Annotated in this window: 25 protein-coding genes and 1 tRNA gene; 18 read left to right on the top strand and 8 right to left on the bottom strand. The window is 65.2% G+C overall.

The window, feature by feature from the left end; all coding sequences use genetic code 11:
• The first annotated feature begins 96 nt into the window (after positions 1-96).
• From pheS to EN786_RS25900, 4 genes are read left to right on the top strand one after another with little or no spacing between them, the layout of a single operon-like run.
• Positions 97-1194 carry a phenylalanine--tRNA ligase subunit alpha gene (gene pheS, locus EN786_RS25915; protein WP_127311561.1) on the top strand — a complete coding sequence of 366 codons (1098 nt, stop codon included), beginning with the start codon at positions 97-99 and terminating at the stop codon, positions 1192-1194.
• Positions 1191-1628, top strand: a complete 438-nt coding sequence (locus tag EN786_RS25910) for a GFA family protein (RefSeq protein ID WP_127311560.1) — start codon at positions 1191-1193, stop codon at positions 1626-1628. Before pheS ends, EN786_RS25910 begins: the two co-directional genes overlap by 4 nt.
• Positions 1625-4033, top strand: coding sequence for a phenylalanine--tRNA ligase subunit beta (gene pheT, locus EN786_RS25905; RefSeq protein WP_135908989.1), 2409 nt, complete (start codon positions 1625-1627; stop codon positions 4031-4033). The genes EN786_RS25910 and pheT overlap by 4 nt, the downstream gene beginning before the upstream one ends.
• A 43-nt stretch (positions 4034-4076) precedes the next feature.
• Positions 4077-4679 (top strand): nucleotidyltransferase family protein, encoded by a 603-nt coding sequence (locus tag EN786_RS25900; RefSeq protein ID WP_135908987.1) that lies wholly within the window; start codon positions 4077-4079, stop codon positions 4677-4679.
• A gap of 236 nt (positions 4680-4915) precedes the next feature.
• Here the strand turns inward: EN786_RS25900 and EN786_RS25890 are convergent, their stop codons facing one another.
• Entirely contained in the window at positions 4916-5911 is a 996-nt protein-coding gene (locus EN786_RS25890; protein ID WP_127286542.1) for an aldo/keto reductase, read from the bottom strand.
• 96 nt (positions 5912-6007) lie between these two features.
• Between EN786_RS25890 and EN786_RS25885 the strand changes: the two genes are divergently transcribed.
• The 6 genes from EN786_RS25885 to EN786_RS25855 all read left to right on the top strand — a co-directional run bounded on the left by EN786_RS25885 (position 6008) and on the right by EN786_RS25855 (position 12857).
• Entirely contained in the window at positions 6008-6898 is an 891-nt protein-coding gene (locus tag EN786_RS25885; RefSeq protein WP_127286543.1) for a LysR family transcriptional regulator, read from the top strand.
• A gap of 318 nt (positions 6899-7216) precedes the next feature.
• Entirely contained in the window at positions 7217-7789 is a 573-nt protein-coding gene (locus tag EN786_RS25875; protein WP_127311085.1) for a cytochrome b, read from the top strand.
• A 69-nt stretch (positions 7790-7858) separates the two neighbouring features.
• Positions 7859-8434, top strand: coding sequence for a YceI family protein (locus EN786_RS25870; protein WP_127286017.1), 576 nt, complete (start codon positions 7859-7861; stop codon positions 8432-8434).
• Between the two features lie 369 nt (positions 8435-8803).
• On the top strand, positions 8804-9790 hold the full coding sequence (locus EN786_RS25865; RefSeq protein WP_127286016.1) for a Gfo/Idh/MocA family oxidoreductase: 987 nt from the start codon (positions 8804-8806) through the stop codon (positions 9788-9790).
• Between the two features lie 83 nt (positions 9791-9873).
• On the top strand, positions 9874-11532 hold the full coding sequence (locus tag EN786_RS25860) for an FAD-binding dehydrogenase (RefSeq protein WP_135908985.1): 1659 nt from the start codon (positions 9874-9876) through the stop codon (positions 11530-11532).
• Between the two features lie 125 nt (positions 11533-11657).
• Positions 11658-12857, top strand: a complete 1200-nt coding sequence (locus EN786_RS25855) for a caspase domain-containing protein (protein WP_127311081.1) — start codon at positions 11658-11660, stop codon at positions 12855-12857.
• Positions 12858-12958: 101 nt separating this feature from the next.
• On the opposite strand, the gene EN786_RS25850 is transcribed toward EN786_RS25855, so the two are convergent.
• Positions 12959-13324, bottom strand: a complete 366-nt coding sequence (locus EN786_RS25850; protein ID WP_127311080.1) for a VOC family protein — start codon at positions 13322-13324, stop codon at positions 12959-12961.
• A 252-nt stretch (positions 13325-13576) separates the two neighbouring features.
• Here EN786_RS25850 and EN786_RS25845 point away from each other — a divergent pair, with 252 nt between their 5' ends.
• Together EN786_RS25845 and EN786_RS25840 are read left to right on the top strand one after the other, a co-directional pair.
• On the top strand, positions 13577-13789 hold the full coding sequence (locus EN786_RS25845; RefSeq protein WP_246688755.1) for a hypothetical protein: 213 nt from the start codon (positions 13577-13579) through the stop codon (positions 13787-13789).
• A gap of 62 nt (positions 13790-13851) precedes the next feature.
• Entirely contained in the window at positions 13852-14739 is an 888-nt protein-coding gene (locus tag EN786_RS25840; RefSeq protein ID WP_127311078.1) for an RNA polymerase sigma factor, read from the top strand.
• A 165-nt stretch (positions 14740-14904) separates the two neighbouring features.
• Here EN786_RS25840 and EN786_RS25835 read toward each other — a convergent pair whose 3' ends face one another.
• From EN786_RS25835 to EN786_RS25825, 3 genes are read right to left on the bottom strand one after another with little or no spacing between them, the layout of a single operon-like run.
• On the bottom strand, positions 14905-15801 hold the full coding sequence (locus tag EN786_RS25835) for an NAD(+)/NADH kinase (RefSeq protein ID WP_127311077.1): 897 nt from the start codon (positions 15799-15801) through the stop codon (positions 14905-14907).
• A 13-nt stretch (positions 15802-15814) separates the two neighbouring features.
• Positions 15815-16798, bottom strand: coding sequence for an SPFH domain-containing protein (locus tag EN786_RS25830; protein WP_127311076.1), 984 nt, complete (start codon positions 16796-16798; stop codon positions 15815-15817).
• A gap of 21 nt (positions 16799-16819) precedes the next feature.
• Entirely contained in the window at positions 16820-17542 is a 723-nt protein-coding gene (locus EN786_RS25825) for an NUDIX domain-containing protein (RefSeq protein WP_127311075.1), read from the bottom strand.
• A 222-nt stretch (positions 17543-17764) separates the two neighbouring features.
• Between EN786_RS25825 and EN786_RS25820 the strand changes: the two genes are divergently transcribed.
• On the top strand, positions 17765-18124 hold the full coding sequence (locus EN786_RS25820) for a VOC family protein (protein ID WP_127286821.1): 360 nt from the start codon (positions 17765-17767) through the stop codon (positions 18122-18124).
• A 139-nt stretch (positions 18125-18263) separates the two neighbouring features.
• Here the strand turns inward: EN786_RS25820 and EN786_RS25815 are convergent.
• Both EN786_RS25815 and EN786_RS25810 read right to left on the bottom strand, forming a co-directional pair.
• Positions 18264-18340 (bottom strand) — tRNA-Arg (locus tag EN786_RS25815).
• 137 nt (positions 18341-18477) lie between these two features.
• Complete coding sequence (locus EN786_RS25810; RefSeq protein ID WP_135908983.1) at positions 18478-19965, bottom strand: HAMP domain-containing sensor histidine kinase; 1488 nt, start codon at positions 19963-19965, stop codon at positions 18478-18480.
• 275 nt (positions 19966-20240) lie between these two features.
• Here EN786_RS25810 and rpmH point away from each other — a divergent pair, with 275 nt between their 5' ends.
• From rpmH to yihA, 5 genes are all read left to right on the top strand, one after another.
• The gene (gene rpmH / locus EN786_RS25800) at positions 20241-20375 is read left to right on the top strand and encodes a 50S ribosomal protein L34 (RefSeq protein WP_008833937.1); all 135 of its coding nucleotides are present in this window, start codon (positions 20241-20243) and stop codon (positions 20373-20375) included.
• Positions 20376-20391: 16 nt separating this feature from the next.
• On the top strand, positions 20392-20745 hold the full coding sequence (gene rnpA / locus EN786_RS25795) for a ribonuclease P protein component (protein ID WP_127286823.1): 354 nt from the start codon (positions 20392-20394) through the stop codon (positions 20743-20745).
• Positions 20746-20758: 13 nt separating this feature from the next.
• A complete protein-coding gene (gene yidC / locus EN786_RS25790; protein ID WP_127391942.1) occupies positions 20759-22573 on the top strand; it encodes a membrane protein insertase YidC in 1815 nt (604 codons plus the stop codon).
• 274 nt (positions 22574-22847) lie between these two features.
• A complete protein-coding gene (locus EN786_RS25785) occupies positions 22848-23486 on the top strand; it encodes a CatB-related O-acetyltransferase (protein ID WP_127311061.1) in 639 nt (212 codons plus the stop codon).
• Positions 23486-24136: a ribosome biogenesis GTP-binding protein YihA/YsxC gene (gene yihA, locus EN786_RS25780; protein ID WP_127287148.1), complete on the top strand. Its 651-nt coding sequence runs from the start codon at positions 23486-23488 to the stop codon at positions 24134-24136. Before EN786_RS25785 ends, yihA begins: the two co-directional genes overlap by 1 nt.
• Positions 24137-24206: 70 nt before the next feature.
• Here yihA and EN786_RS25775 read toward each other — a convergent pair whose 3' ends face one another.
• Positions 24207-26651 carry a DNA translocase FtsK gene (locus EN786_RS25775; RefSeq protein ID WP_127311062.1) on the bottom strand — a complete coding sequence of 815 codons (2445 nt, stop codon included), beginning with the start codon at positions 26649-26651 and terminating at the stop codon, positions 24207-24209.
• Positions 26652-26801: the final 150 nt, after the last annotated feature.

Genomic DNA, 26801 nt, shown 5'->3' with positions numbered 1-26801 from the left:
CGCTGGCACGGCTGGCGCGGGTTTTTCTTATGCCTGATGCAACCAAAATGGTGACGCACCGGACACTGGTGGTTGCCCGATCGAGAGAGTTTCACCGTGAACGCCAGTGCTGGAAATCTTGAAGTCCTGGAAGGCTCGCTGCTTGCCGACATAGCGGCAGCCGCTGACGAGGCTGCGATCGAGGCGGTGCGCGTCGCGGCGCTGGGCAAGAAGGGCTCGGTCTCCGAAATGCTGAAGACGCTCGGCGCGATGAGCGCCGAGGAGCGCCAGGTGAAGGGCCCGGCGATCAACGGGCTGAAGAACCGCGTCACCGAGGCGCTGACCGCGCGCAAGGCGGAACTGAAGGACGTGGCGATCGCCGCCCGGCTCGCCGCCGAGACGGTCGACGTGACGCTGCCGGTGCGCCAGTCGCCGGCTGAGCGCGGCCGCATCCACCCGATCAGCCAGGTCATCGACGAGATCGCGGCGATCTTCGGCGATCTCGGCTTCGCCATCGCCGAGGGCCCCGATGTCGAGACCGACTATTACAATTTCACCGCGCTGAACTTCCCGGAAGGCCACCCGGCGCGCGAGATGCATGACACCTTCTTCTTCCAGCCGGACGAGAAGGGCGAGCGCAAGCTTTTGCGCACCCACACCTCGCCGGTGCAGATCCGCACCATGGAGCGGCAGAAGCCGCCGATCCGCATCGTCATCCCCGGCAAGACCTACCGGCAGGATTCGGATGCCACGCACTCGCCGATGTTCCATCAGGTCGAGGGGCTGGTGATCGACAGATCAGCCAACGTCGCCAACATGAAGTGGGTGCTGGAGGAGTTCTGCAAGGCCTTCTTCGAGGTGCCGAGCGTCAAGATGCGCTTCCGCCCCTCCTTCTTCCCGTTCACCGAGCCGAGCCTCGAGGTCGACATCCAGTGCGACCGCTCGCGGCCGGGCGAGGTGCGCTTCGGCGAGGGCTCGGACTGGATGGAGATCCTCGGCTGCGGCATGGTGCACCCCAATGTGCTGCGCCATGGCGGGCTCGATCCCGACGAGTACCAGGGCTTTGCCTGGGGCATGGGCATCGACCGCATCGCCATGCTGAAATACGGCATGCCGGACCTGCGCGCCTTCTTCGATGCCGACGTGCGCTGGCTGTCGCATTACGGCTTCAGGCCGCTCGACCTGCCGACGCTGTTCGGAGGCCTCTCGGCATGACGGCGCCGCACACCGGCGGCTGCCGCTGTGGCGCGGTGCGGTTCGAGGCGTCAGTCGAGCCGCACCACATCAGCTACTGCCATTGCGGCGATTGCCGGCGGGCGAGCGGCGCGCCGGTGTCGGCGTTCGTCGGCTTCATGACCGACCAGATCGCGCTCGACGGCAAGGCACTGAAGCGGTTCGAGAACGGCCCAGTAACGCGCACCTTCTGCGGCGTCTGCGGCTCGCCGATCGCCTATACGGATGAGCGGCTCGCCGGCCACATCTATTTCACCCTCGGTTCGATGGACATGCCGGCCTATTTCAAGCCGACGCACCATGCCCATGTGCGCGAGCAGCTCCCCTTCCTGCATATGCCCGACGACCTGCCGCGCCATCTCAGGACCAGCGTGACCAGGCCCGATGGGCAAAGACCAGACGGAACACAGTCATGAAATTCACCCTCTCCTGGCTCAAGGACCACCTCGAGACCGACGCCTCGCTCACCGAGATCGTCGAGCGGCTGACCGCAATCGGCCTCGAGGTCGAGCATGTCGACGACAAGGCGGGGCTAAGACCCTTCGTCATCGCCAAGGTGCTGTCGGCGGTGCAGCATCCCGACGCCGACCGGCTGCGCGTGCTGACGGTCGACACCGGCGACGGCAGACCGCCGGTACAGGTCGTTTGCGGCGCGCCGAACGCCCGCGCCGGCCTGATCGGCGCCTTCGCCGCGCCCGGCACCTACGTTCCCGGCATCGACGTGACGCTCGCGGTGGGCAAAATCCGCGGCGTCGAGAGCCACGGCATGATGTGCTCGGAGCGCGAGTTGGAAATCTCCGACGAGCACAACGGCATCATCGACCTGCCGCAGGACGCGCCTGTCGGCACCAGCTTTGCCGCCTACGCCCATCTCGACGATCCGGTGATCGAGATCAATCTGACGCCGAACCGGCCGGACGCGACCAGCGTCTACGGCATCGCGCGCGATCTTGCCGCGAGCGGGCTCGGGCGCCTCGTCGGCGGCGGGATCATGCCGCATGCCGGCGATGGCCTCTGCCCGGTCAAGGTAACGATCGAGGCGCCGGAACTCTGCCCCGGCTTCGCGCTCACGCTGATCAGGGGCGTGAAGAACGGCCCGTCGCCGAAATGGCTGCAGCAGCGGCTGCTCGCCATCGGGCTTAGGCCGATCAGCGCCTTGGTCGACATCACCAACTACGTCACCTTCGACCGCGGCCGGCCGCTGCATGTGTTCGACGCCAAGAAAGTGACCGGCAACCTCACCGTGCGCCGGGCAAAGGATGGCGAAAAGGTGCTGGCGCTCGACGGCCGCGAATACACGCTGACGCCGGAAATGTGCGTCATCGCCGACGAGGACGGCGTCGAATCGATCGCCGGCATCATGGGCGGCGAGCATTCCGGCTGCGACGAGAACACCACCGACGTGCTGGTGGAATCCGCGCTCTGGGACCCGATCACCACGGCCCGCACCGGCCGCGCGCTCGGCATCATCACCGATGCGCGCTACCGCTTCGAGCGCGGCGTCGACCCTGAATTCATGGTGCCCGGCATCGAGCTGGCGACCAAGCTGGTGCTCGATTTCTGCGGCGGCACGCCGACCGAGATCGAGGTGGCGGGCTATGCCGGCCACAAGCGGAAAACCGTCTCCTTCCCACTGTCGGAAGTGAAGCGGCTGACCGGCATCGAGGTGCCGCAGGCGGAAAGCCTCGACATCCTGACCCGCCTCGGCTTCGAGCCTCAGGGCTCGGGCGATGTCGTCAAGGTGAAGGTGCCGTCGTGGCGGCCGGATGTCGACGGCAAGGCCGACCTGGTCGAGGAGGTGATGCGCATCCACGGCGTCGACAATATCGCGCCGCAGCCGCTGACCTCGCATGACGCGGTCAACGGCAAGATCCTGACGGTGCTGCAGATCCGCACCCGCGCGGCCAAGCGCGCGCTTGCCGTGCGCGGCATGATGGAGGCCGTCACCTGGTCGTTCATTCCGGCCAAGCACGCCGAACTGTTCGGCGGCGGCCAGACGGCGCTGAAGCTCGCCAACCCGATCGCCGCAGACATGTCGGACATGCGGCCCTCGCTGCTGCCCGGCCTGATCTCTGCCGCCCAGCGCAATGCCGACAGGGGCATCGGCGATGTGGCGCTGTTCGAGGTCTCCGGCACCTATGAGGGCGACCTGCCCGACCAGCAGCGGCGCGTCGCCGCCGGCGTGCGGCGCGGCACGGCCAAGCTCGACGGCTCCGGCCGCCACTGGGCCGGCAATGCCGGGCCGGTCGGCGTGTTCGACGCCAAGGCCGATGCGATCGCGGCGCTCGAAGCCTGCGGCGCGCCGGTCGACCGGCTGCAGATCGAGCCCGGCGGCCCCGCCTGGTACCATCCCGGCCGTTCCGGCACGATCAAGCTCGGCCCGAAGACGGTGCTCGGCACGTTCGGCGAATTCCATCCGAAGACGCTTGAGGCGCTCGACGTGTCCGGACCGATCTGCGGCTTCGAGGTTTTTGTCGACGCCGTGCCGGAGCCGAAGGCCAAGCCGACCCGCACCAAGCCGAAACTGGAGCTGTCGCCCTTCCAGGCGGTGAAGCGCGACTTCGCCTTTGTCGTCGACAGGACGGTCGAGGCCGGCACGCTGGTGCGCGCAGCCCTTGCCGCCGACAAGAAACTGGTCACAGGCGTCTCGGTGTTCGACGTCTTCGAGGGCGCCTCGCTGGGCGCGGCCAAGAAGTCGATCGCCATCGAGGTGTCGATCCAGCCGGTCGAGAAGACGCTGACCGACGAGGATTTCGAGGCGCTGGCCAAGCGTATCGTCGAGAACGTCAACAAGCAGACGGGCGGCGTGCTGCGCGCTTAAGCAAGAGGTTGCCGGAAGGTTGCGAATCGTCCTCCAAAGGGCGATGGACCATCTCCGTCATTCCGGCCTTCCTTTTGAAGAACAGCGCCTGGCGTTCCTCGGCATCATCGCGACCGACCCACTCATTGGCGAAACACTGGCGCGGGTGCGTGATCTCGCGCTGCCGGACTGGCTGGTGGTCTCCGGCGCGCTCTACAACAGCGTCTGGAACCACCTGACCGGCAAGCCGCCAGGCTACGGCATCAAGGATGTCGACCTGTTCTATTTCGACGATGCCGACCTTTCCTACGAGGCCGAGGACGCGGTCATCCGCCGGGCGGCCAGACATTTCGACGGGCTGACGCTGCCGGTCGAGGTGCGCAACCAGGCGCGGGTGCATTTGTGGTATCCGGAGAAGTTCGGGCAGGAATGCCCGCGCTACACGAGTTCCAGTGAATCCGTCAGCTATTTCGCCTCGAAGACGCATGCTGTGGGGGTGCGGTGCGATGCCGACGGGGAGCTTGATCTGGTGGCGCCGTTCGGGCTCGATGATGTTTTTTCGTTTCGCATCATGCCGAACCGGGTGATGGACAATCAACGGACGCATGAGGTGAAGGGGAGAAGGGCACAGGAGTGCTGGCCGGAGATCAGCGTGGTGCCATGGTAGGGACGTAGAGATAAGATAAGTCGGCGCGAAGCCCCCCTCTCTGGCCTGCCGGCCATCTCCCCCTCAAGGGGGGAGATCAGATGTCATCGCGGCCTTCGCCAATCACCAATGCTACAGAAAAATGCGCCGGCGCCGAAGCAGCCAATCTCCCCCCTTGAGGGGGAGATGTCCGGCAGGACAGAGAGGGGGGCCTCGCGCCGATCTTTCAATAAAGGGGGTGCAAAAGCACCTTTTGCTCACCCATTCACCAGCGCCATCAGCTCCTCGCTATAGCGCTTGCCGACCACCTTATCCGGCGACAGCGCGTAGCCAATCGCGGCGACCTCCGCAGCACTCAGCTCAATCCCTGCCGCTGCCGTGTTCTGTTCCAGATGGCGGATTTTCCGCGCGCCGGGGATCGGCACGATGAAATCGCCCTGGTGCAGCACCCAGGCGAGCGCCAGCTGCGCCGATGTCACGCCCTTCTCCGCCGCCATCTTTTCCAGCGTGGCAACAACCTTGGCGTTGGCCGCCATGGCCTCGGCCTGGAAGCGCGGCTGGCCGAGGCGCCAGTCGCCGGCGTCGAGGACGTCCGGCCTGGCGATGGTGCCGGTGAGCAGGCCGCGGCCGAGCGGGCTGTAGGGGACAAAGCCGATGCCGAGCTCGCGGCAGACGGCGAGGACCTCGTCCTCGGGATCGCGGGTCCATAGCGAATATTCGCTCTGCACGGCCGATATCGGGTGCACCGCATGCGCCCGGCGGATGGTCGCCGCACTCGCCTCGGAAAGGCCGAGCGCGCGCACCTTGCCCTCGCGCACCAGCTCGGCCATGGCGCCGACCGTATCCTCGATCGGCACGTTGGGGTCGACACGGTGCTGGTAGTAGAGGTCGATGACATCAGTGCCCAGCCGCTTCAGCGAGGCCTCGGCCACCGCCTTGACGTGCTCGGGGCGGCTGTCGACGCCGGCCATGCGGTCGGTGCCCGTCCCCTCTTCCAGGATCTTGAAGCCGAATTTGGTGGCGATCGTCACCTTGTCGCGCACCGGCTTCAGCGCCTTGCCGAGCAGGATCTCGTTCTCGTAGGGGCCATAGACTTCGGCGGTGTCGAAGAAGGTGACGCCGATCTCGGCGGCGCGGCGCAGCGTGGCGATCGCTTCGGCTTCCGGCTGGCCGCCATAGACAAAGCTCATGCCCATGCAGCCGAGGCCGACGGGGAAGACTTCGAGTTCAGTTCCAAGTTTGCGGGTTTGCATCACGCATCTCCTTGTTGTGATGCGGAACAAGTAGCCACTTGCCTTTCGTTCGATAACCGTGTCGCTTTTGCACGGCTTGTTCTATAAAATAGATCAATGAACCGAGCGAACCTCTCTCAACTGGCCGTGCTTGCCACCGTCGCCCAATGCGCCAGTTTTCGCGGTGCGGCCCGCGAGCTCGGCATCGCGCCGTCCGCGGTGAGCCACGCGGTGGCGAGCCTTGAGGCGCGGCTCGGCGTGCGGCTGCTGGCGCGTAGCACGCGCAGCGTGGCGCCGACCGTGGAAGGGGCGCAGCTGCTCGAACGGCTGCGGCCGGCGCTTTCCGAAATAGACCACGCGCTGGAGACGGCGGTGGAGGCGCGCGACCGGCCGGCCGGCAATCTGCGGCTGACCGTGCCGCGCACGGCAGCGCACCTGACGCTGACGCCACGGCTCGGCGCCTTTGCCGCCGCCTATCCCGACATCGTGCTGGAGATCGTCATCGAGGACCGCTTCACCGATGTGGTCGAGGGCGGCTTCGATGCCGGTGTGCGGCTCGGCGAAAGCCTGCAGCGCGACATGATCGCGGTGCGCATCGGGCCCGACCTTCGCGGCGCCGTCGTCGCCGCGCCGTCCTATTTTGCCACGATGCCCAGACCGCGCCACCCGCGCGAGCTCGCCGACCATCGTTGCATCAGCTTCCGCTTTTCCAGCGGCATCCTCTATCGCTGGGAATTCGAGAAGGACGGCGAGGAGATCGAGATCGCTGCGCAAGGGCCGCTGATCCTCGACGAGGACCATCTGATCGCGCAAGCGGCGGTAGACGGCGCCGGGCTCGCCTTCGTCTTCGAGCCCTATGTCAGGGCGCCGCTCGCCGACGGCAGGCTGATCCGCGTGCTGGAAGACTGGTGCCCGACCTTCGACGGCTTCTTCGTCTATTATCCCAGCCGCCGGCAGATGCGGCCGGCGCTGCGGGCTTTCGTGGATTTCTTCAGGGTGGGCGGGTAGGCGCGCTGCAGGCTCGCGGCGAAACCATCGCTCCAAGGTTGGTCGCCAACCCTATTGGCCGGCGGCGCCGCCCCTCATCTGCCTGCCGGCACCTTCTCCCCGTAGGAACGGGGAGAAGGGGCTGACTGCAACGCCGGCGCCCTTCTTGCGACTTCTGAGATTGGCGAAACCATCGGCGCAGGCTTCTTTCTCCCCGTCACTATACGGGGAGAAATGCCCGGCAGGGCAATGAGGGGCGGCGCCGGCGCCCGGAATTGTGTGGAGAGTGGGGCATAGGGTAGCCTGGAAGAAAGCTGACCTCAGCGGCGTTTTTCGGCCATGGAATCGTCAATCACAAACACCTCAACCCGCTATGGCTGGGCGATGATCGTCCTCCACTGGCTGATCGGGATCATCTTCATCGGCCAGTTCGTGCTCGGCTTCGTGATGATGCGGATCGAAAGCCAGCGCACCGCCTTCGAGCTGATCCAGTTGCACAAGTCCCTCGGCTTCCTGCTGCTCGGCCTGATCATCCTGCGCATCGCCTGGCGGCTCGGCAACATCGTGCCGGCGTTGCCCTCCTCGGTCGGAGGCCTGGAGCGACAAGCCGCGCCGCTCGCGCATTTCGCGCTCTATCTCTTCCAGATCAGCCTGCCGCTCTCCGGTTGGGCGCTGGTGTCGGTGTCGACGCTGGAGATCCCGAGCATGCCATTCAATCTGTTCGTGATGCCCAACCTGCCACTGGCCGTATCCGACGCGGCAGAGAGTTTTTGGACGGCAGCGCACTGGTATCTCGCCTATGCCGGCATCGCGCTCGTCGTCCTGCATGTCCTGGCCGCGTTGCGCCATCATTTCTGGCTGCGCGACCGCGTGCTTGCGCGCATGATCACGCCTTCGTCAGGCAGGGAATAGAAGACCGCCGTCGTTCGTTGGTGAGGCGAGAAGACAGCAATGCGCTGCCTCAGAAAAAGGACCTTCCCCATGCATGCGCGCATCCTTGGATTGGCGGCCCTTGCCGCTTGCCTTGCCGTGCCCGCCATCGCGGCGGTGGCGCTCAGCGACGCCGCCGGCAGCTACACGATCAGCCCGGCCGCATCGAACATCCGCTTCACCATCGGCAAGGCGGGCGGCGGCGGCTTCGACGGCGCCTTCGCCCGCTTCAAGGGCAGCATCCGCATCGACAACGGCAATGTCGAACGCTCGCAGGTCAACCTCACCATCTTTCCCGAGAGCGTCGGCACCGGCCAGAACCGCATCGATGCCTTCCTGCGCTCCGACGCGGTGTTCGACAGCGCCAACAGCCCGGAAATCCAGTTCCGCTCGACCAATGTGACCCGTACCGGCGACACGACGGCCTTGGTCACCGGCCGGCTGACGGCGCGCGGCAAGACGTTTCCGGAAAAATTCACCGCCGAGCTCAGCAGCCTCAAGGCCGGCACGATCAAATTCCACGTCACCGGCAAGGTGTTGAGGTCGCGCTACGGCATGGATGTCGGCACGCCGATCTATTCCAACGTCGTCAACTTCGACATGACGCTGACGGGCAAGAGGGGCTGAGGCGCATTTCCTCGCCCCGGCAACGCTGGCCACGCTATGCACACATCTTCTGTGATTGGCGTGACTGATCAGGCCGTAGCTTGATGGCCACGTGGTTCCCCCAATCCGTCGCTGCTTCGCAGCGCCACCTTTCCCCCTCCGGAGGGAAAGGAAGGGAGCGTTGCTGGAGGAGCGTTGATGGCAAAAAGCTAGGCGCCTTCCTCTACCCCGTCGATCGGGGGAGAGGTGGCTCGGCGAAGCCGAGACGGAGTGGGGGTCGACCAGCGCTACATTGGACAATGCATGCGCCAAGCCACGGAGCGTCTGCGATTGGCTTTTCCCCTGAATTGGGGCACACCTCCATGATGCAATTCGACATGGAGAAGCGTGATGTTCCGATGGGGTGTTCTGTCGACGGCCAAGATCGGCCGCGAGCAGCTGTTGCCGGCGATTGTCGAGGCGGAGAATGGCGTCCTGTCGGCGATCGCCAGCCGCGATCTGGCGAAAGCCCGGGCGCTCGCCGACCGCTTCGGCGCGCCGCATGCTTTCGGCTCCTATGAGGAACTGCTCGCGTCGAAGGACATCGACGGCGTCTACATCCCGCTGCCCACCTCGCAGCATGTCGAGTGGACGGCCAAGGCGATTGAGGCCGGCAAGCATGTGCTGGTCGAGAAGCCGCTGGCGCTCGACGCCAAGGACATCGCGCCGCTGATCAAGCTGCGCGACGAGAAGAAGGTGCTGGTCTGCGAAGCCTTCATGGTCATCTACCACCCGCAATGGATCAAGGTGCGCGACCTGATCGCCAGCGGCGCCATCGGCCGGCTGCGCCACGTGCAGGGCGCGTTCTCCTATTACAATGTCGACCCCAAGAACATGCGCAACCAGCTCGACCTCGGCGGCGGCGCATTGCCCGACATCGGCGTCTACCCGACAGTGTCGACGCGCTTTTCGACCGGCAAGGAACCGCAGCGCGTGCAGGCGACGATCGAGCGCGACAAGACCTTCGGCACCGACATCTATTCCTCGATCCGCGCCGATTTCGGCGACTTCGAACTGTCCTTCTACCTGTCGACGCAGATGGCGGCGCGGCAGGTGATGGTGTTCCACGGCGAGAAGGGTTTCATCGAGGTGTTCTCGCCGTTCAATGCCGGGCTCTACGACCACCATCGGGTCGAGCTGCACAACCAGAACCACACCGAGGCGCAGGTGTTCCGCTTCCCCGGCACGCAGCAGTACCGGCTGGAGGTCGAGACCTTCGCCAGGGCGGCGCAGGGCGGCAAGGAGCGCGTCTTCACGCTGGAGGAATCGGTGCTCAACCAGAAGGTCATCGATGCCATCTTCCGCGCCGGCGGCAAGGACGGCTGGGAACCGGTCTGAGTCTTTGTCTTGACGCAATTCCGGACGGAAAACCGCTTCACACTTTTCCTGGAATTGCTCTATCGGCCTTGGGGGGAGCAAAAATGGCTGACGATGCGGACGTCATCATTGTCGGCGCGGGGCTGGCCGGCCTCGTCGCCGCGGCCGAGCTGGCCGAGGCCGGCAGGAAGATCATCATCGTCGACCAGGAACCGGAGCAGTCGCTGGGCGGCCAGGCCTTCTGGTCGTTCGGCGGGCTGTTCCTGGTCGATTCGCCGGAGCAGCGGCGCATGCGCATCCGCGATTCGCACGATCTCGCGCTGGAAGACTGGATGGGCACCGCGGCCTTCGACCGCCCGGAAGATTTCTGGCCGCGCAAATGGGCCGAGGCCTATGTCGGCTTTGCCGCCGGCGAAAAGCGTTCCTGGCTGATCGAACGCGGGCTGAAATTCTTTCCCGTCGTCGGCTGGGCGGAACGCGGCGGCGGCAACGCCATCGGCCACGGCAATTCGGTGCCGCGCTTCCACGTCACCTGGGGCACCGGCCCCGGCGTGCTCGAACCTTTTGTCCTGCGTGTGCGGGAGGCGGCGAAACGCGGGCTTGTCCAGTTCAAATTCCGCCATCGTGTCAACGAGCTGACGCGAACGGGCACGACCGTCGATGGCGTGCGCGGCGACATCCTCGAGCCAAGCAGCGTCGAGCGCGGCCGCAAGAGCGCGCGCGACATCGCCGGCGACTTCGAACTTCACGCGCAAGCGGTGATCGTCGCCTCCGGCGGCATCGGCGCCAATCACGAGCTGGTGCGCAAGAACTGGCCCGAGCGCCTGGGCAAGGCGCCCACGCGGATGATCACCGGCGTGCCCGACCATGTCGATGGCCGTATGCTGGCCATCACCGAAGCGGCCGGCGGCAGGGTCATCAACCGCGACCGCATGTGGCACTATGTCGAGGGCATCAGGAACTGGGCGCCGATCTGGACCGACCACGCGATCCGCATCCTGCCCGGCCCGTCGTCGCTGTGGCTCGACGCGCGCGGCAAGCGCCTGCCGGTGCCGCTCTATCCGGGCTTCGACACGCTCGGCACGCTCAGCCACATCATGAGCACCGGCTTCGACTATTCCTGGTTCATCCTGACCAGGAAGATCATCCAGAAGGAGTTCGCGCTGTCGGGCTCCGAGCAGAACCCGGACCTGACCGGCAAGAGCTGGCGCCAGGTGCTGGGCCGCGCCACGTCGGGCATTCCCGGCCCGGTGAAAGCCTTCATGGAGAAGGGCGAGGACTTCATCGTCGAGGCCGACCTTTCGAAGCTGGTCAAGCGCATGAACGCACTGGCCGGCGGCGAGCCGCTATTGGAGGCGGCCCAGGTCGAGCGCGAGATCCGCGCCCGCGACCGGCAGCTCGACAATCCATTCTCGAAAGACATGCAGGTGACGGCGCTGCGCGGCGCGCGCGCCTATCTCGGCGACAAGCTGATCCGCACCGCAAAGCCGCACAAATTGCTCGATCCGGCGAACGGCCCGCTGATCGCGGTGCGCCTCAACATCCTCACCCGCAAGACGCTCGGCGGCCTGCAGACCGATCTCGACAGCCGCGTTCTCGATGCCGGGGGCCAACCGGTGCCGGGTCTCTACGCGGTCGGCGAAGCTGCCGGCTTCGGCGGCGGCGGCGTGCACGGCTACGCGGCGCTGGAAGGCACGTTTCTCGGCGGCTGCATCTTCTCCGGGCGCAGTGCAGGACGGGCGGCGGGCGGCGCAGTGGTCTGAAGGATCGACGGCGTTCCCGCAAGCTCGTGCCGTCGGGGGCGCCTCGTTTGCCGCATCAATCTCTTGTGTAGGTACCCCCGCGCACTAACAGATGCTAACATTCTTCGTTCCTCGGGAACGTCGCAATGTCCAAGATTTGCTTGTTGTGCGCGTGCCTTCTTTTTCTGGCTGGCTTGTCGGCACCTGCGTCCTCTGAGGCCGAAATCAGTCAGCGCGGTCACAGATATGCACTTGTCATCGGCAACTCCGCCTACCGCTATGCGCCATCGCTCCTCAACGGGGTGAATGACGCGAATGCGATCGCTCGAATTTTGGAAGAGACGGGGTTTAAGGTCACGCTTGGCCTGGATGCCGACGCCTCAACGTTCAGGGAACTCATCGGGAAATTCAGGCGAAACTTGCAGCCGGGTGATGTCTCGCTTTTTTACTACGCCGGACACGGGCTCCAAGCGAACGGAGAAAACTACCTATTGCCTGTTGATGCCGCCCTTCACCGTCCGGCCGACTTGGCTCTGGAGGCTGAGCGCTTGCAAGACATTATCGCAGCCATGACGGCCGAGGAAAATACCGCCATCGTCCTTCTCGATGCCTGTCGAGACAATCCTTTCGTCAAGCAACTAAGTGGACAGAGTCAGAGTCGCGGCTTTGCGATAGAAAAGGGGCTGGGAGCCCTGGATGCCGGCAGGGGGGTCTTCATCGGCTTTGCAACACAGCCCGGCAATGTCGCTCTCGATGGAGCCGTCAATCATAGCCCGTTTGCAGACTCTCTTGTGAAGCGCATAAAGACTCCCTCGATCGACATTGAAATTCTCATGCGTCGCGTCCGCTTGGACGTCATGAACGCGACGGCTGGAAGGCAGGTTCCCTGGAGCAATTCGTCCTTGGTGGAGCCGGGGTTCTCATTCAACCCAGATCCCACATCCAATAATCAGTCTCCGTCAGAGCTTCCTCAGCCAGACATCAATACGGCGAAAGACCTCGAGTTTTGGAAATCGATCAAGGATACATCCGATGTCTCCATGTATCGTGCCTATCTGGCGGCATTTCCGAATGGTGCGTTCATCGAAATAGCGAAGAGCCGAATTGCCAAGTTCCAAGCACCTTCGCCGCCACGCAAGAAAATCCTAACAAGGAAAGTCAGTCGCAAGCCGCAAGCCTCGCTGCCGATCAACGAGCCTTCCGCCAATCGTTCGGCGGAAACGACCGCACCTGCCAAGCAGGAATCCGTTGGACGATGCAGGGATGGCAACAAAGAGAGATGTCGCGAGAGATGCCGTGAAGGCGTAAGGCGTGCCTGCCGCAAGCTGCAACAGCTTGGGGGTTAGACGACCCGCGGATTATCGCCTTGCGTAGCAAATTCGGGTGCGGCGGGCGTGTTCGCTTGATCCCACAATCCGACATTGCAACCTGAGGGCATGCGTCCAGATTACCGGCTTGCCAGCACCATAGGGTTGCCCTCGCTGTCGCGGAACTCGGCGACGGTGCGGCCAGGCTGCCATGGAGCTTCCTGAGGCTCGGTGATGATTTCGACGCCGCGCGCCTTCAACGCGGCGATTGTCGTTTCGACATCGCCATCGACCAGCACCAGCACGGGGTCGACCCCCGGCGCCTCGTCGGCGCGTCTGACAAAATGCAGGTTGGTGACGGCGTCGGGAAACGCCAGCTCGATCCAGCGCCAGCCGCCCTCGCCCATCGGCTGGTCGGCTATCACCTGGCAGGCAAGGTGATCGGTATAGAACGCCTTGGCGCGGTCCTGGTCGAACACCGGAAGTTCGGCAAACTGGATATGCATGATGTCTCTCCTCATCGCGGAGGCCGCCGCGCGGCCTCGACGGATGAAAGACGACGCAGACGCGCAGAAAGATTCGGGCCACCTTGAGAATCTTTTCGATGCTGCGGAACGTCTTTTGTGGGCAAACCCAGAAAAGGAGATGACAATGGGCTACAATCTCATCCGCTACGGCGTGAAGGATGAAAGCATCGCCGAAAACCGTACCCTGGTTGCAAGGTGTTCGAGGCGCTCGACGAAACGAAGCCGCTATCCGTGCGCTACCTCGTTCTGGAGCTGGAGAATGGCGAGTTCGTGCATCTTGTCGGGTATGACAAGGACAGCGCCGCCCTGACCGGGCTCGACGCCTTCAAGGCTTTCAGCGCCGACCACGCCGAGCGGCGCTCCGGCGCTCTCGCCAGATCGGCGGCAAAAATCGTCGGCAACTATCGTATGCTGGACAATGCCAGTGAGGCCATGCCGGCCTGACCTCAGTGCCGGCACGGCCCTCCTGGCGTCGCCGTGCCGCAGCCTGCTCGGGAATGAACGCAATGATGTCATCGAAATTCGACCGGGCGGCGCTGGACGCGATGCTGGCCGGCCTGCGTCCGAAGTTGCACCGCTACGCAGGCCGCATGGCCGGCTCCGTCATCGACGGCGAGGACATCGTGCAGGAGACGGTGCTGAAGGCGCTGCAGGCGATCGACGGCAACGCCGCAGTCGACCGTCCGGAGCAATGGCTGTTTCGCATCGCCCACAATGCGGCACAGGACTATCTGCGCCACCGCCAGCGGGAGCGTTCCCGCCTAAGCGAGGCCGATATGACCGGAGTGGAAGACCTCTCCGCCAGCGCGGAGGCGAGGCTTGCAGCTGCCACCAGCCTGCGCACTTTCATGCAGCTCACGCTGCCGCAGCGCGGCGCCGTTATCCTGGTCGACGTGCTCGGCCTCAGCCTTTCCGAAACCTGCGAAGCGACGGGCGCGACGCTGGCCGCAACCAAGGCGGCGCTGCATCGCGGGCGGGCCGAGTTGAGGGGGTTGGCAGCAGCGCCGGAAGAAGCCGTCATGCCGGCGCTCGATGCCGACGACGAGCGGCGGCTGCGCCACTACGTCGACCTGTTCAACGCGCGCGACTTCGACGCCGTCAGGGCGCTGATCGCCGAGGATATCCAGCTCGAAGTCGTCAACCGCACGCGTCTCAGAGGCAAGAAGCAAGCCTCGACCTATTTCGGCAACTACGATCGCGTCAGCGATTGGTTGCTCTCGCTCGGCTTCGTCGAGGACCGACCGGCGATCCTGATCCGCGATCCGCGGACTCCGGCCCGCGCGGTGCGCGGCTTCATGCTGATCGAATGGCGCGGCGAAGAGGTCGCGGGTATCCGCGATTTCCGCTACGCGCCCTATTGCCTGGCGGATGCGGATATCCGTCCGGTCGACTGAACGGTAGCAAGGCGCCATCACTGCCCGAACAGGTCGGCGGGCATGCCGGATCGGGCCACTCGGCCGTACCGGCAAGGCAACGCAGGCGGGGCGGCCCCTAGGCCGTCCCGTCGAACTTGCTGGCTCCGACGCGGCGGCATCCACCTCGCGCCAGCATGCTGTCGGTCACTGATCGACGACGAGACGTAGAGCTCGCGATGCCGGCTGCAGCTGGACCTGCCTGCCCCAGTCGAAGGCGATGAAATCCTGTTCGATGCCGTCCGCGAAGATGACGCCGCCCTCGTTCATGCGCGATGTGATGAGGAGCGGGCTTTCGGTGATCTTTCCGGCGCGCAAATTCGTGGCGGTAGCGACGCTCGGAAACGGCTCGCGCACCCAGAAGCCCACCGCGTGCTCTTCGCGGCCGAGCGACAGGTCGAGATGCGTCGCTTCCATGATCGAGCGCGCCCAGCCCGTCGCGCCGGTGCCGGAGGCGACGATGAGGCCGCTGGAGGAATGGTTTTCCGCCTCGCCCTCTGCCTCGATCCGGTAACGGGCCGACTGGTGGCTGCGGTGGCCGACGAAGATCTCGTTGAGCGCGAGAAGCGTTTCGCCGCCATCGAGCTCGGCCTGAACCATGGTTCGCGCTTCGATGCCGACATTGCCGGCTATGCTGGCGGCGAGCAGCTTGCCCAGCCGGCCGACGCCGATGCGGACCAGCACACCGTCATAGAGATCCGGCGCCGGATTGACGCCGAGCACCGGCTGGCCGTCGAGGTACTTGGCGACATTGGCGACCAGCCCATCCTGTCCCACCGGCACGACAACGTCGTCGGCCGCGAACAGGAAACGGTCGAGGTCAGCGCGCTTGACCAGGGTCTGGCGCCAATCCGCCGGCACCAAGGCCCGTGCCGCGCCCAGCACGGCATGGAACTTGTCGTGCCGGACCTCGACATCCTCGAGCCGCTGGCCGCGCGTCTGCAGGAAGAAGCGTGCCTGGTCGCGCGTCGCGTGGCGCGCGACCAGAAGCTCGTAGTCGGTCTCGCGCGTCACGAAGACCGCGCGGGGTCGGTTCGCCGCCATGCTTCGCCCCCCCTCAGCGGGCCTCGATCACCGCCGGGCTCTTGCGGAATTCGCCGAGCACGGTGGCGAGCAGGTCCGGCGTCACGTTGACGTGCTCGATCTTCTCCAGCTTGCAGGCGAGCTGCTGGGCGGCGAGGCCGAGCAGGATCGCGGGCGGCAGGTCGCGGTAGATGGCGATGCGCTGCCGTTCGGCCTCGGCCCTGGCGCCCTCGACGGTGCGGATGCGCTCCGCCTCGGCGGCCGCCTCGACCTGCTGCGCCTCCGCCGCGCCGGTGGCGCGGTTGCGGGCGTTTTCGGCCTCCTCGGCAATCAACAGCTTCTCGCGCCGCGCCAGTTCGGTCCTGGTCGCCATTTCATTTTCGGCGATGGCGCGCTCCTTTTCGACGGCGAGCGCCCGACGCTCGAAGGTCGCTTCGTCGGCCTTCTGCTGCAGCGCCTCGAAGGTCGGTGTCTGCAAGGCCCGCTCGAGCTCGCTCGTCGGGGTGAGGTTGGTGAGCCGCACGGTGACCGCGGCGACGCCAATGTCGATCAGCGCCGGGTCGGCGGCGACAACCGCCTGCAGCCGTTCGCGCAACGGGGCGGGGCCGGCGTCGAGAAGCGCGCGGACCGGCGCCTGTCCGAGATATTGCTGCACCGCCTGGTTGGCGATGCCGGCGATGCGCGCCTGTATCTTCTCGATCGGCTCGCCCTGCGGCTTGCCGGTCCTGAGATTGATGCTGAAATCGACGCGCTCCGCCAGCCGCCCGGGATCGACGACATGCCAGCCGACCGTGCCCTGCACGGCCACGGTCTGGAAATCCTGGCTGCGGCCCTTGACGAACAGCGTCATCTCGCGGTCGTCCATCGGCACTTCGGCAATGCTGGCGGTTTCCGGCGCGAACCAGAACACCAGGCCGCGGCCGCTCTGCTTCACGCGACCATCGCGATAGCGGATGACGTGGCTGCTTGCCTCGCTGCGGAGCTGGGCGATGAAGCCGAAGTTGCGGATGGTGGCCATGGTAGTCTCTCCCTCAATCGGTTACGGACGCTGGAAACGGTAAAGTTCTGCCGGTCGGTAGGCGGTGCCCGCCTCATAGGCGCCGGTCGCCGCCAACCAGCCCTTGTCGAGCAGCCGCCGGCGAAAGGCCGGCTTGTTGAGCGATGTGCCGAGAATCGCCTCGTGCACATCCTGGAGCTGCCGCAGCGTGAACAGTTCCGGCAGCAGCGCGAAAGCGACGTCGGAATAATCGAGCTTGCCGCGCAGCCTGAGCATCGCCATCGCCAGGATGTCGGCGTGGTCGAAGGCGAGCGTGAGCTTTTCGTTCTCCGGCGACAGCACGTTGACCGGACCGCCGGCCTCGCCGGCCCAGGGCACATGGATCGCGGCGGGCAGCAAAGTTGGCATCGCCCGCGCGGCCGCGTCGAAGGCCGTCTCGGTCAGCAGAACGAGATAGGCAACGCTGACGATGCGCATGCGCGGATCGCGATCGACCGCGCCGAAGGTGTAGAGCTGTTCGAGGCGAGCACCCTCGATTGCGGCCTTCTCGCGCAGCACCCGCGCGGCAGCGGCATCGAGGGACTCGTCGATGCCGACAAAGCCGCCCGGCAACGCCCAGCGGCCTGCGTGCGGATGCTGGTCGCGCCTGAGCAGCAGGACCGTGGGGCGCCCGTCGCGCAGCCCCAGCAGGACGAGGTCGACCGCCACCGACGGCCGCTGGAATGCGCTGGGGTCGTAGTCCTTGAGGAAATCGGTCTCGCTCATTGACGTGTCTGTGTCTATTGCGCAAGTTACATATATCTATCTTGAATATATGTCAACTGACACGCAGGAGTTCGAGAGACGGTCAAGAAGGTGAGCGTAGATCGTCCGTGCACCTGTCCTGCGCGCTGATCGCCGTCAACTCGATGTCAGGGTGCTGTTGGAACGCCACGCGGATCCGCGCGTTTGCAGGTCAAGCTGTGCGGTCAAAACGGAGCTCGCGCAATGGCCTCCATCCGGTACATCGTGACGGACGTCGATAGGTCGGTCGAATTCTATCGCGACAGACTCGAGTTCTCTGTGAACATGCACAATCCCGGCAAGTTTGCAGCGCTCGCTCGTGATGATCTGACGCTCTACTTGAGCGCCCCCGGAGCGGGTAGTGGAGGAACAGCCGGCGGCACTCCGGAGCCTGGCGGCTGGAACCGGTTCATGATCATCACGAAGGACCTGGATGGGCTCATCAGCCGGTTGAATGCCGATGGGGCCGAATTCAGAGGCGAAATCAGCGAAGCGGGAGCCGGTCGAGCCAGGCTTCTGAAAGACCCATCGGGCAACCTGATTGAACTGTTTGAGTTCAAGTAATTGAAGCTCCTGACGCCCGCCGCAACCTGGGGCAACCCCAAGGGCCATCGAGCTGTTGAGGAGGTGTCGGATTGCGGGTAGGTGACGATCTGCTCGTTGCCCAGGCGGAAGGACGGAGTTCAACTCATCGATGGTGAAATGGCGCGCCCGAAGAGATTCGAACTCCTGACCCCCAGATTCGTAGTCTGGTGCTCTATCCAGCTGAGCTACGGGCGCGCAACAGGCCATGCTTTGCATAGCCCCGCGATCCGATCGTGACGACCGGCCGCGACGAGACGTGTTCCCTAACGACTGAATTTCCGAAAAGCAAGCCGATCCGGCAAAAGTTTTGTCGCAGGTGCTTTTTGTCCGGACTAGGCCGGTCGGCGCAAATTTCCGCGCGCCTGGTCGAGGCGGACCGGCTGGTCGGGGATGGTGACGGCGAAGGTGGTGCGCCCGCCGATCGATTCGACCAGCTCGACCGTGCCGCCATGGGCGCGGATCAGCTCGTAGGCGATGGCCAGCCCCAGCCCGGTGCCGCCGCTGCGCGCCGAGCCGCGGAAAGCGGCGAACAGGTTCTCGCGCGCTTTCGGCGGCAGGCCAGGTCCGGTGTCGGTGACGACGATGCGGCTGACGCTGCCCAGGCGCTCGGCCGAGACCGCCAGCCGGCGCACGACCGCGCTTTCGGTGTCGGCCGCCATCGCCTGCACCGAGTTGCGGCAGAGATTGGTGAGCACGCGAAACAGCTGGTCGGAATCGGCGTCGACCTCGAAGGCGTGCTCGACACCGTTGACGAAATCGATGCCCTCCTCGATGTCGAGCAGGCCGTGCACGTCCTCGACCAGTTGGCGCAGCCGCACGCGGCGGCGCGACGGCGGCGGCTCCTGCGTGCGGCCATAGGCGAGCACGCCTTCCGAATAGGACACGGCGCGGTCGAGCGCGCGCAGCAGCTTCGGCGCGAAGGACTGCACGGTCGGGTCCTTGACCAGCCGCAGGCGGTCGGACATCAGCTGCGCGGAGGCCAGGATGTTGCGCATGTCGTGGTTGATCTTCGACACGGCCAGCCCGAGATCGGCGAGGTGCTTCTGCTCGGAAAGCATCTTCTGCAGCCGTTCCTGCATCTGCGACAGCTCGCGTTCGGCGACGCCGATCTCGTCGGCGCGGGCGGCGGGACGGATGATGCGGCCGGGGTCGTCGGGCGCCTCGGAGAAGGACAGCATCGAGCGCGTCATGGTGCGGATCGGGCCGATCATGATCAGGTCGATCGCGGCATAGACCAGCATGGCGGTGAACAGCGAGATCAGCAGCGAGACGAAGGCGACGTTGCGCGAATAGACCAGCATGGCGCTGCGCAAGGCATAATCGGGCATGATCAGCTCGAATTCCTTGTCGCTCTCGCCGACCGGGCCGAACACGCGCAGCATGCGCTTGCCGCCGAAAAACAGCGTGTCGAGCGCCCCGGTCATGCCGTCGATCATGCCGACCTTGGAAATGTCGATGTGCTCGTCGACCTGCGGCGGCATCTCGGACACCACCAAAAGCCGCGAGACGCCGCCGTCGCGCACGGCGATCGCCTTGGCGCCGATCGCCATCAAAACGTCGTTCTGGGCCGTGCGCGAGAGCGAGTTGGGCTCGCCCTGCACCAGCACGATCGAGACCGCGGCCGCCGTGCCCAACCGCTCCTTCAGCCAGCTCACCCGGTAGCTGGCGATCCAAGGCAGGAAAATCAGGATTTCGGCCAAGAGCACGAAGACGATGGTGAGCAGAAGAAGCTTGGTCGACAGGCCGCGCGACAGGGGCACCGTGCGGGCGGCGGTGCTCGCCGCGCCGGCCCTGTCGTCCGTGGCTTGGGCTTCAGTCATGCTTCAGGTCTTCACAAACACTTGATAGCGAAGATTAGGCGATTACGGCTTTTTTGCCAATTTCGTCCTTGCCGGATAAAAAACATCCACCGCGCGATCGCGACAAAGGGCGCAGCGGCGCCGGATTGACTTCCAAAACCCTTCTTTCTATAAGCCCGCTCACGCTCGGGCCATTCGTCCCGGCGCGGTTTCGATCGCGCCTAAACCGGCCCGGCAAAGCTCCTGTTACAGAGTGACAGAATCAAGAAGGGCCGCACCCCGCGGTATTAAAACAAATGAAGCGTACCTACCAACCGTCCAAACTCGTCCGCAAGCGCCGGCACGGTTTCCGTGCTCGCATGGCCACCAAGGGTGGTCGCGGCGTCGTCGCAGCCCGCCGCAACCGCGGCCGCAAGCGGCTCAGCGCCTGAACGGAAGACGAGATCGTTGCCCGCAACCGGCAAGCCAGTGGGAGCACATCCCAAGCGGCTTCTGAAGCGCGCGGATTTCCTGGCTGTCCGCGGCGGCGAGAAGCGCCGCGGGCGGCTTTTCCTCGTCGAGGTTCTCGACCGTGGCGACGGATTGTCGCCGCGCGTCGGCTACACCGTCACCAAGAAGGTCGGCAATGCGGTCGTGCGCAACCGCGTCCGGCGCCGGCTGAGAGAAGCCGTGCGCACGCACGCGGCCGATGACATGGCGCCCGGCAATGACTATGTCATCGTCGGGCGTGAAGACGTGATCGCCATTCCGTTCGGCCAGTTGAAGGCCGAGCTTTCCCGCCGACTGCGCGGAACACGATAGGCCAAGGGCTTCGATGGAAAACAACCGCAATTTCTTCATCACCATCGCGCTGTCGGTGCTGATCCTGACGCTGTGGCAGGTGTTCTACATGAACCCGCGCGTCGAGCAGCAGCGCGAGGCGGCCCGCATCGAGGAACAGCGGCAGGCCGAGCAGAAGAAGGCGGCCGAAGCGGCCAATCCGGGTGCTGCCGTCACGCCGGCCCCCGCGCCCGGCGCCATTCCGAGCGCTCCTGGCGGCGAGGCCGTGACGGCGGCCGGCCGCGCGCAGGCGCTGGCCGCGACCAGCCGCGTCAAGATCGACACGCCGAGCCTGGAAGGTTCGATAAACCTCACCGGCGCGCGCCTCGACGACCTCAAGCTCAAGCACTACACCGAGACCGTCGACAAGAACTCGCCCGAGATCGAGCTGCTCAACCCGTCGGCGCTGCCCAACGGCTATTTCGCCGAGATCGGCTTTGTCGGCAACGACAAGACCGGCGCGGTGCCGGGCGCCGACACGGTGTGGACGGTCGACGGCAACGCCACGCTGACGCCGTCGACGCCGGTGACGCTGACCTATACGAACGACAAGGGCCTGACCTTCAAGCGCACCGTCTCAGTCGACAACGACTATATGTTCACGGTCTCCGACACTGTGCAGAACTCAGGTACGGCGCCCGTCTCGCTGTTCAATTACGGCCGCGTCACCCGCTTCGACAAGCCCGCCGTCGCCAGCACCTATGTGCTGCATGAGGGTCTGATCGGCTATACCGGCACGGAAGGCCTGCAGGAGCACAAATACGCCTCGATCGAGAAAGACAAGCAGGCCCAGCCCGGCAAGTCGACCGACGGCTGGCTCGGCATCACCGACAAATACTGGGCGGTGACGCTGGTGCCGACCGAGAAGCAGCCGTTCCAGCCGCGCTACGCCTATTTCGAGGACGGCCGCCACCGCTACCAGTCAGACTTCCTGACCGACGCGATCAATGTCGATGCCGGCCAGTCGGCGACGGTCGAGACCGAGGTGTTCGCCGGCGCCAAGGAAGTCGCCAAGATCAACGCCTACGCCGAGGACCGCCACATCAAGCGGTTCGACCTCTTGATCGACTGGGGCTGGTTCCACTTCATCACCAAGCCGATGTTCTGGCTGATCGACACGCTCTACAAATTCTTCGGCAATTTCGGCCTGGCCATCCTCGCCACCACCGTCATCGTCAAGGCCATCTTCTTCCCGCTCGCCAACAAGTCCTACGCGTCGATGGCAAACATGAAGAAGGTGCAGCCGAAAATGCTCGAAATCCGCGAGAAATACGCGGACGACAAGATGAAGCAGCAGCAGGCGATGATGGAGCTCTACAAGACCGAGAAGATCAATCCGCTGGCCGGCTGCTGGCCGGTGGCGCTGCAGATCCCGGTGTTCTTCTCGCTCTATAAGGTGCTCTACATCACCATCGAGATGCGCCACGCGCCGTTCTTCGGCTGGATCCAGGACCTTGCCGCGCCCGATCCGACCTCGATCTTCAACCTGTTCGGCCTGATCCCGATGACGCTGCCGCATATGCTGATGATCGGCGTCTGGCCGCTGCTGATGGGCGTCACCATGTTCCTGCAGATGCGCATGAACCCGACGCCGCCGGATCCGACGCAGGCCGCGATCTTCACCTGGATGCCGATCATCTTCACCTTCATGATGGCGGGCTTCCCCGCCGGCCTGGTCATCTACTGGGCCTGGAACAATCTGCTGTCGATCCTGCAGCAGGGCGTGATCATGAAGCGCCAAGGCGCCAAGATCGAATTGTGGGACAATCTGGCGGCGCTGTTCCGCAAGAAACCCTCGCCGGCGGAATAGCCGGCAGCCCGATCAATTGTCTTCGAAAAACCCGGCTCGTCCGGGTTTTTTGTTGGCGCCCGGAAACTACGGCTCGGCGTGGTCCGTAGCTTTCTCAGTCCTCCCCAAGAAGCCGCGACGGCTTCCGGCGCAGCGACGCCGGTGTTTGGGAGGTCGTCCGGCAGGCCGGGGTCACCGCGCTGCTTCGCGGGACCCCGGCTTCAACAGCGCGGGTAGACCCGGTCGCCGCCCGTCCCTAAGCTCCGTATGCTGCAAGTGTGGACGGAGCCAGCCGATGACCGGACCCAACCCCAACATCAAGCACCCGATCCCGATGCATCCGCGCGTCGGCTTCCTGAAAGGACTGGTCAGCGCGCCCAACATCGAGGTCGGCGACTTCACCTACTATGATGATCCGGACGGACCGGACAAATTCGCCGAGCGCTGCGTGCTGCACCATTATCCGTTCATCGGCGACAAGCTGATCATCGGCAAGTTCTGCGCCATCGCCGAGGGCGCGCGCTTCATCATGAACGGCGCCAACCACGCAATGTCGGGCTTCTCGACCTATCCGTTCAACATCTTCGGCCATGGCTGGGAGGAAGGCTTCGACCCGAAGACATGGGCGAAGGAGATCCGCGGCGACACGGTGGTCGGCAACGATGTGTGGATCGGCATGGATGCGGTGATCATGCCCGGGGTGACAATCGGCCATGGCGCCATCGTCGCGGCGAAATCGGTTGTCACGCACGACGTGCCGGCCTATGCGATCGTTGCCGGCAACGCGGCCAAGGTGGTGAAGATGCGCTTCGACGACAAGACGATCCGGCGGTTGCTGATGGCAGGCTGGTGGAACTGGCCGGTGGACAAGATCGGCCGCAACCTCGACGCCATCAGGGGCGCCGACATTGCCCGCCTGGAGGCAGCCGTCTGATGGACAAGACCGTGATCGGCACCGACCTGTTCACCCGCGGCTGGGTCTTCATCCGCGGCGTGCCGGCGATGAAGTTCCTGCCGCCGGAGGGTCCGCCGGAGATCGCCTTCGCCGGCCGTTCGAATGTCGGCAAGTCGTCGCTGATCAACGCGCTGGTCGGCCAGAAGGGGCTGGCGCGGACCTCGAACACGCCGGGGCGCACGCAGGAACTCAACTATTTCGTGCCCGACGGTTTTTCCGGCGAAGGCGCCGACCTGCCGCCGATGGCGCTGGTCGACATGCCCGGCTACGGCTATGCCAGCGCGCCGAAGGAAAAGGTCGACGACTGGACGAAGCTGGTCTTCGACTACCTCAAGGGCCGCGTCACGCTGAAGCGCGTCTATGTGCTGATCGACGCCCGCCACGGCATCAAGGCCAAGGACGATGAGGTGCTGTCGCTGCTCGACAAGGCGGCAGTCTCCTACCAGATCGTGCTGACCAAGACCGACAAGATCAAGGCAGCCGGCGTGCCGCGGCTGATCGAGGAGACGCTGGCCAAGATCAAGAAGCGGCCGGCCGCCTTCCCGTTCGTCCTGGCGACGTCGTCGGAAAAGAGCGACGGGCTGGAGGAACTGCGCGCCGCGATCGTGCTGGCCGCCAACGGCGGCTGACGCACCCGCCGCGAAGGCACGTCCGGTCAAGCAAGACCGGCGTATCGCCCGGCCCCATCCCCGATCCTCGTCAATCCGTTTCGTCGCGCTCCGGCGCGTGGTCCCGCCGGCCGGCCAGGATTTCACGCTTGCCGACGTGGTTGGGCGTGCCGACCAGGCCCTCCTTCTCCATGCGTTCGACCAGCGATGCGGCGCGATTGTAGCCGATGCCGAGGCGGCGCTGGATGTAGGAGGTCGAGCATTTCTTGTCGCGCTTGACCACTTTGATGGCTTCCTCGTAGAGGGCGTCGCCGTCCTCTTCGGCCATCGCGCCCTTGTCGAAGACGGGACCCGCGTCGGCCGCCTCTTCTTCCGCCTCCTCGTCGGCGGTGACCGTTTCGAGATATTCCGGACGCCCCTGCGCCTTCAGATGCGCCACGACATGCTCGACCTCCAGGTCGGAGACGAAGGGTCCGTGCACGCGGACGATGCGACCGCCGCCGGCCATGTGCAGCATGTCGCCCTGGCCCAGCAACTGCTCGGCGCCCTGCTCGCCCAGGATGGTGCGGCTGTCGATCTTCGACGTCACCTGGAAGGAGATGCGGGTGGGGAAATTGGCCTTGATGGTGCCGGTGATGACGTCGACCGAGGGGCGCTGCGTGGCCATGATCAAGTGGATGCCGGCGGCGCGCGCCATCTGCGCCAGCCGCTGGATGGCGCCCTCGATCTCCTTGCCGGCCACCATCATCAGATCGGCCATCTCGTCGACGATGATGACGATGTAGGGCATCGGCGCCAGGTCGATTTCCCGTTCCTCGAACAGCGGCTCGCCGGTGCCCTTCTCGAAGCCGACCTGCGCCTGCATGACAACGACCTCGCCGTTGTCGCGGGCGGTGGCGGCGCGCTGGTTGTAGCCGTCGATGTTGCGCACGCCGAGGCGCGCCATCTTGCGGTAGCGGTCCTCCATCTCGCGCACTGCCCATTTCAGCGCCGTGACGGCCTTCTTGGAATCGGTGACGACGGGCGTGAGCAGATGCGGGATGCCGTCATAGACGGACAGTTCCAGCATTTTTGGGTCGACCATGATGAGGCGGCATTCCTCCGGCTTCATCCGGTAGAGCAGCGACAGGATCATGGTGTTGATGGCGACCGATTTGCCGGAGCCGGTGGTGCCAGCGACCAGCAGATGGGGCATCTTGGCCAGGTCGGCGATGACCGGCTCGCCGCCGATCGTCTTGCCGAGGCCCAGCGCCAGCTTGCAGGACGTGTTGCGGAAGCCGGCCGATGCGATCAGCTCGCGGAAATAGACCGTCTCGCGCGTCTCGTTGGGCAGTTCGATGCCGATGACGTTGCGGCCGGGCACGACGGCGACGCGCGCCGAGATCGCCGACATGGAGCGGGCGATGTCGTCGGCCAGGCCGATGACGCGGCTGGATTTCACGCCAGGCGCCGGCTCGAACTCGTAGAGCGTGACGACCGGACCAGGCCGGACATGGATGATCTCGCCCTTGACGCCGAAATCCTCCAACACGCTTTCGAGCAGGTCGGCGTTCTGTTCCATCCGCTCCTGCGACATGTAGAAGCCCTGGCCCTCCGGCGGCATTTGCAGCAGGTCCTCGGACGGCAGCTCGTAGCCGGACGGGGCGGCCGACGGCACCACCTTGCCGGCGACGGGCAGAGACGGCGCGCGCTTCGCGGTCCGGGCGCTTTTTGGAACGGAAATTGGCGCGGCAGGCTCCGCCGCGGGCGCGCGAGGTTCAATCTCCACCGAAGCAGGCCGTGCGGCAGGCGTGCCGGCCTGTGCAGGGCTTGCGGCCGGCCCGTTCGAACGCCATTCGATGATGCGGTAGGACGAAATTGCCTCGACCGGGGCGGCGGATCCGGACCGGATCGGTCGCGCCGGAGGATGCACCGGCGCGGAGGTGGGAGGTGGCGACGATTCGTTCAGGCGAGCCCGTGCCAGGCGCTCGGCGAGCAAGGGCATGCTGAATTCGAAAAACGCATCATCGGAAAGATAGGACCAGCGGAATTTCGGCGGCTGCGCCTTTTGCGCCGGAGCAGCGACCGCCCGCGGCGGAGCGGCGATGGCCTGTGGCGGCTTGACGATGGCCTGCGGCGGCTTGATCGAAGCAGTAGAGGGCGCAGCAAGGATTTCCCGGGCCGGCGCGACCGGCCGGGGGGCCGACGGCGCGGGGCGGACGGAATCGCCGCGGGAAGGCGCCGCCTTGGCCGGTGGTTCATCATCCGGCTGCGCCGTGGGCCGCTTGTCGGACTCCGGCGTGCGGGTGAAACGCACATTGGGCGCGAGGAAGAAATATTGCTGCCAGGTCGGGCGGCCGAACTCGCCGCCTTCAGTCGAATCAACCGAGGCGGCAGCGTCCGAATCGCCTTCATCGGCGGCTCGCAGCGTGACGACCTGCCCGGTTTGCCGTTGCGGCGGCGCGGCCGCGCCATGGTGCCGGGCATCTTCCGGATGACTGCCATCGCTGTCGCCGTAGGGGGAAGCGCCGGAAGGATTGGCACGGGTAAAACGCATGGATGTCACACTCGAGATTCGTCGAACAAACGTGTCCCGAGACATAGGAACCGATGGTTAACAAGCTCTTCCGGAGAGCTCCGATCGACAGTCGATTTAGGCTGGAGCACGGACGTGCCCGGCGGACACCGAGGCCGGTTACGACGCTGT

Source organism: Mesorhizobium sp. M4B.F.Ca.ET.143.01.1.1, assembly GCF_004792275.1.
GTDB classification, from domain to species: Bacteria; Pseudomonadota; Alphaproteobacteria; order Rhizobiales; family Rhizobiaceae; genus Mesorhizobium; species Mesorhizobium abyssinicae.
Note: the sequence above shows the minus strand (reverse complement) of the source record. Positions and strands in the feature narration are given on the sequence as shown.

Excerpts from the sequence above, each read along its gene's own strand:
- EN786_RS25910 (WP_127311560.1), top strand. The coding sequence starts at position 1,191 with ATGACGGCGCCGCACACCGGCGGCTGCCGCTGTGGCGCGGTGCGGTTC.
- pheT (WP_135908989.1), top strand. The coding sequence starts at position 1,625 with ATGAAATTCACCCTCTCCTGGCTCAAGGACCACCTCGAGACCGACGCC.
- EN786_RS25900 (WP_135908987.1), top strand. The coding sequence starts at position 4,077 with ATGGACCATCTCCGTCATTCCGGCCTTCCTTTTGAAGAACAGCGCCTG.
- EN786_RS25890 (WP_127286542.1), bottom strand. The coding sequence starts at position 5,911 with ATGCAAACCCGCAAACTTGGAACTGAACTCGAAGTCTTCCCCGTCGGC.
- EN786_RS25885 (WP_127286543.1), top strand. The coding sequence starts at position 6,008 with ATGAACCGAGCGAACCTCTCTCAACTGGCCGTGCTTGCCACCGTCGCC.
- EN786_RS25875 (WP_127311085.1), top strand. The coding sequence starts at position 7,217 with ATGGAATCGTCAATCACAAACACCTCAACCCGCTATGGCTGGGCGATG.
- EN786_RS25870 (WP_127286017.1), top strand. The coding sequence starts at position 7,859 with ATGCATGCGCGCATCCTTGGATTGGCGGCCCTTGCCGCTTGCCTTGCC.
- EN786_RS25865 (WP_127286016.1), top strand. The coding sequence starts at position 8,804 with ATGTTCCGATGGGGTGTTCTGTCGACGGCCAAGATCGGCCGCGAGCAG.
- EN786_RS25860 (WP_135908985.1), top strand. The coding sequence starts at position 9,874 with ATGGCTGACGATGCGGACGTCATCATTGTCGGCGCGGGGCTGGCCGGC.
- EN786_RS25855 (WP_127311081.1), top strand. The coding sequence starts at position 11,658 with ATGTCCAAGATTTGCTTGTTGTGCGCGTGCCTTCTTTTTCTGGCTGGC.
- EN786_RS25850 (WP_127311080.1), bottom strand. The coding sequence starts at position 13,324 with ATGCATATCCAGTTTGCCGAACTTCCGGTGTTCGACCAGGACCGCGCC.
- EN786_RS25840 (WP_127311078.1), top strand. The coding sequence starts at position 13,852 with ATGATGTCATCGAAATTCGACCGGGCGGCGCTGGACGCGATGCTGGCC.
- EN786_RS25835 (WP_127311077.1), bottom strand. The coding sequence starts at position 15,801 with ATGGCGGCGAACCGACCCCGCGCGGTCTTCGTGACGCGCGAGACCGAC.
- EN786_RS25830 (WP_127311076.1), bottom strand. The coding sequence starts at position 16,798 with ATGGCCACCATCCGCAACTTCGGCTTCATCGCCCAGCTCCGCAGCGAG.
- EN786_RS25825 (WP_127311075.1), bottom strand. The coding sequence starts at position 17,542 with ATGAGCGAGACCGATTTCCTCAAGGACTACGACCCCAGCGCATTCCAG.
- EN786_RS25820 (WP_127286821.1), top strand. The coding sequence starts at position 17,765 with ATGGCCTCCATCCGGTACATCGTGACGGACGTCGATAGGTCGGTCGAA.
- EN786_RS25810 (WP_135908983.1), bottom strand. The coding sequence starts at position 19,965 with ATGACTGAAGCCCAAGCCACGGACGACAGGGCCGGCGCGGCGAGCACC.
- rpmH (WP_008833937.1), top strand. The coding sequence starts at position 20,241 with ATGAAGCGTACCTACCAACCGTCCAAACTCGTCCGCAAGCGCCGGCAC.
- yidC (WP_127391942.1), top strand. The coding sequence starts at position 20,759 with ATGGAAAACAACCGCAATTTCTTCATCACCATCGCGCTGTCGGTGCTG.
- EN786_RS25785 (WP_127311061.1), top strand. The coding sequence starts at position 22,848 with ATGACCGGACCCAACCCCAACATCAAGCACCCGATCCCGATGCATCCG.
- yihA (WP_127287148.1), top strand. The coding sequence starts at position 23,486 with ATGGACAAGACCGTGATCGGCACCGACCTGTTCACCCGCGGCTGGGTC.
- EN786_RS25775 (WP_127311062.1), bottom strand. The coding sequence starts at position 26,651 with ATGCGTTTTACCCGTGCCAATCCTTCCGGCGCTTCCCCCTACGGCGAC.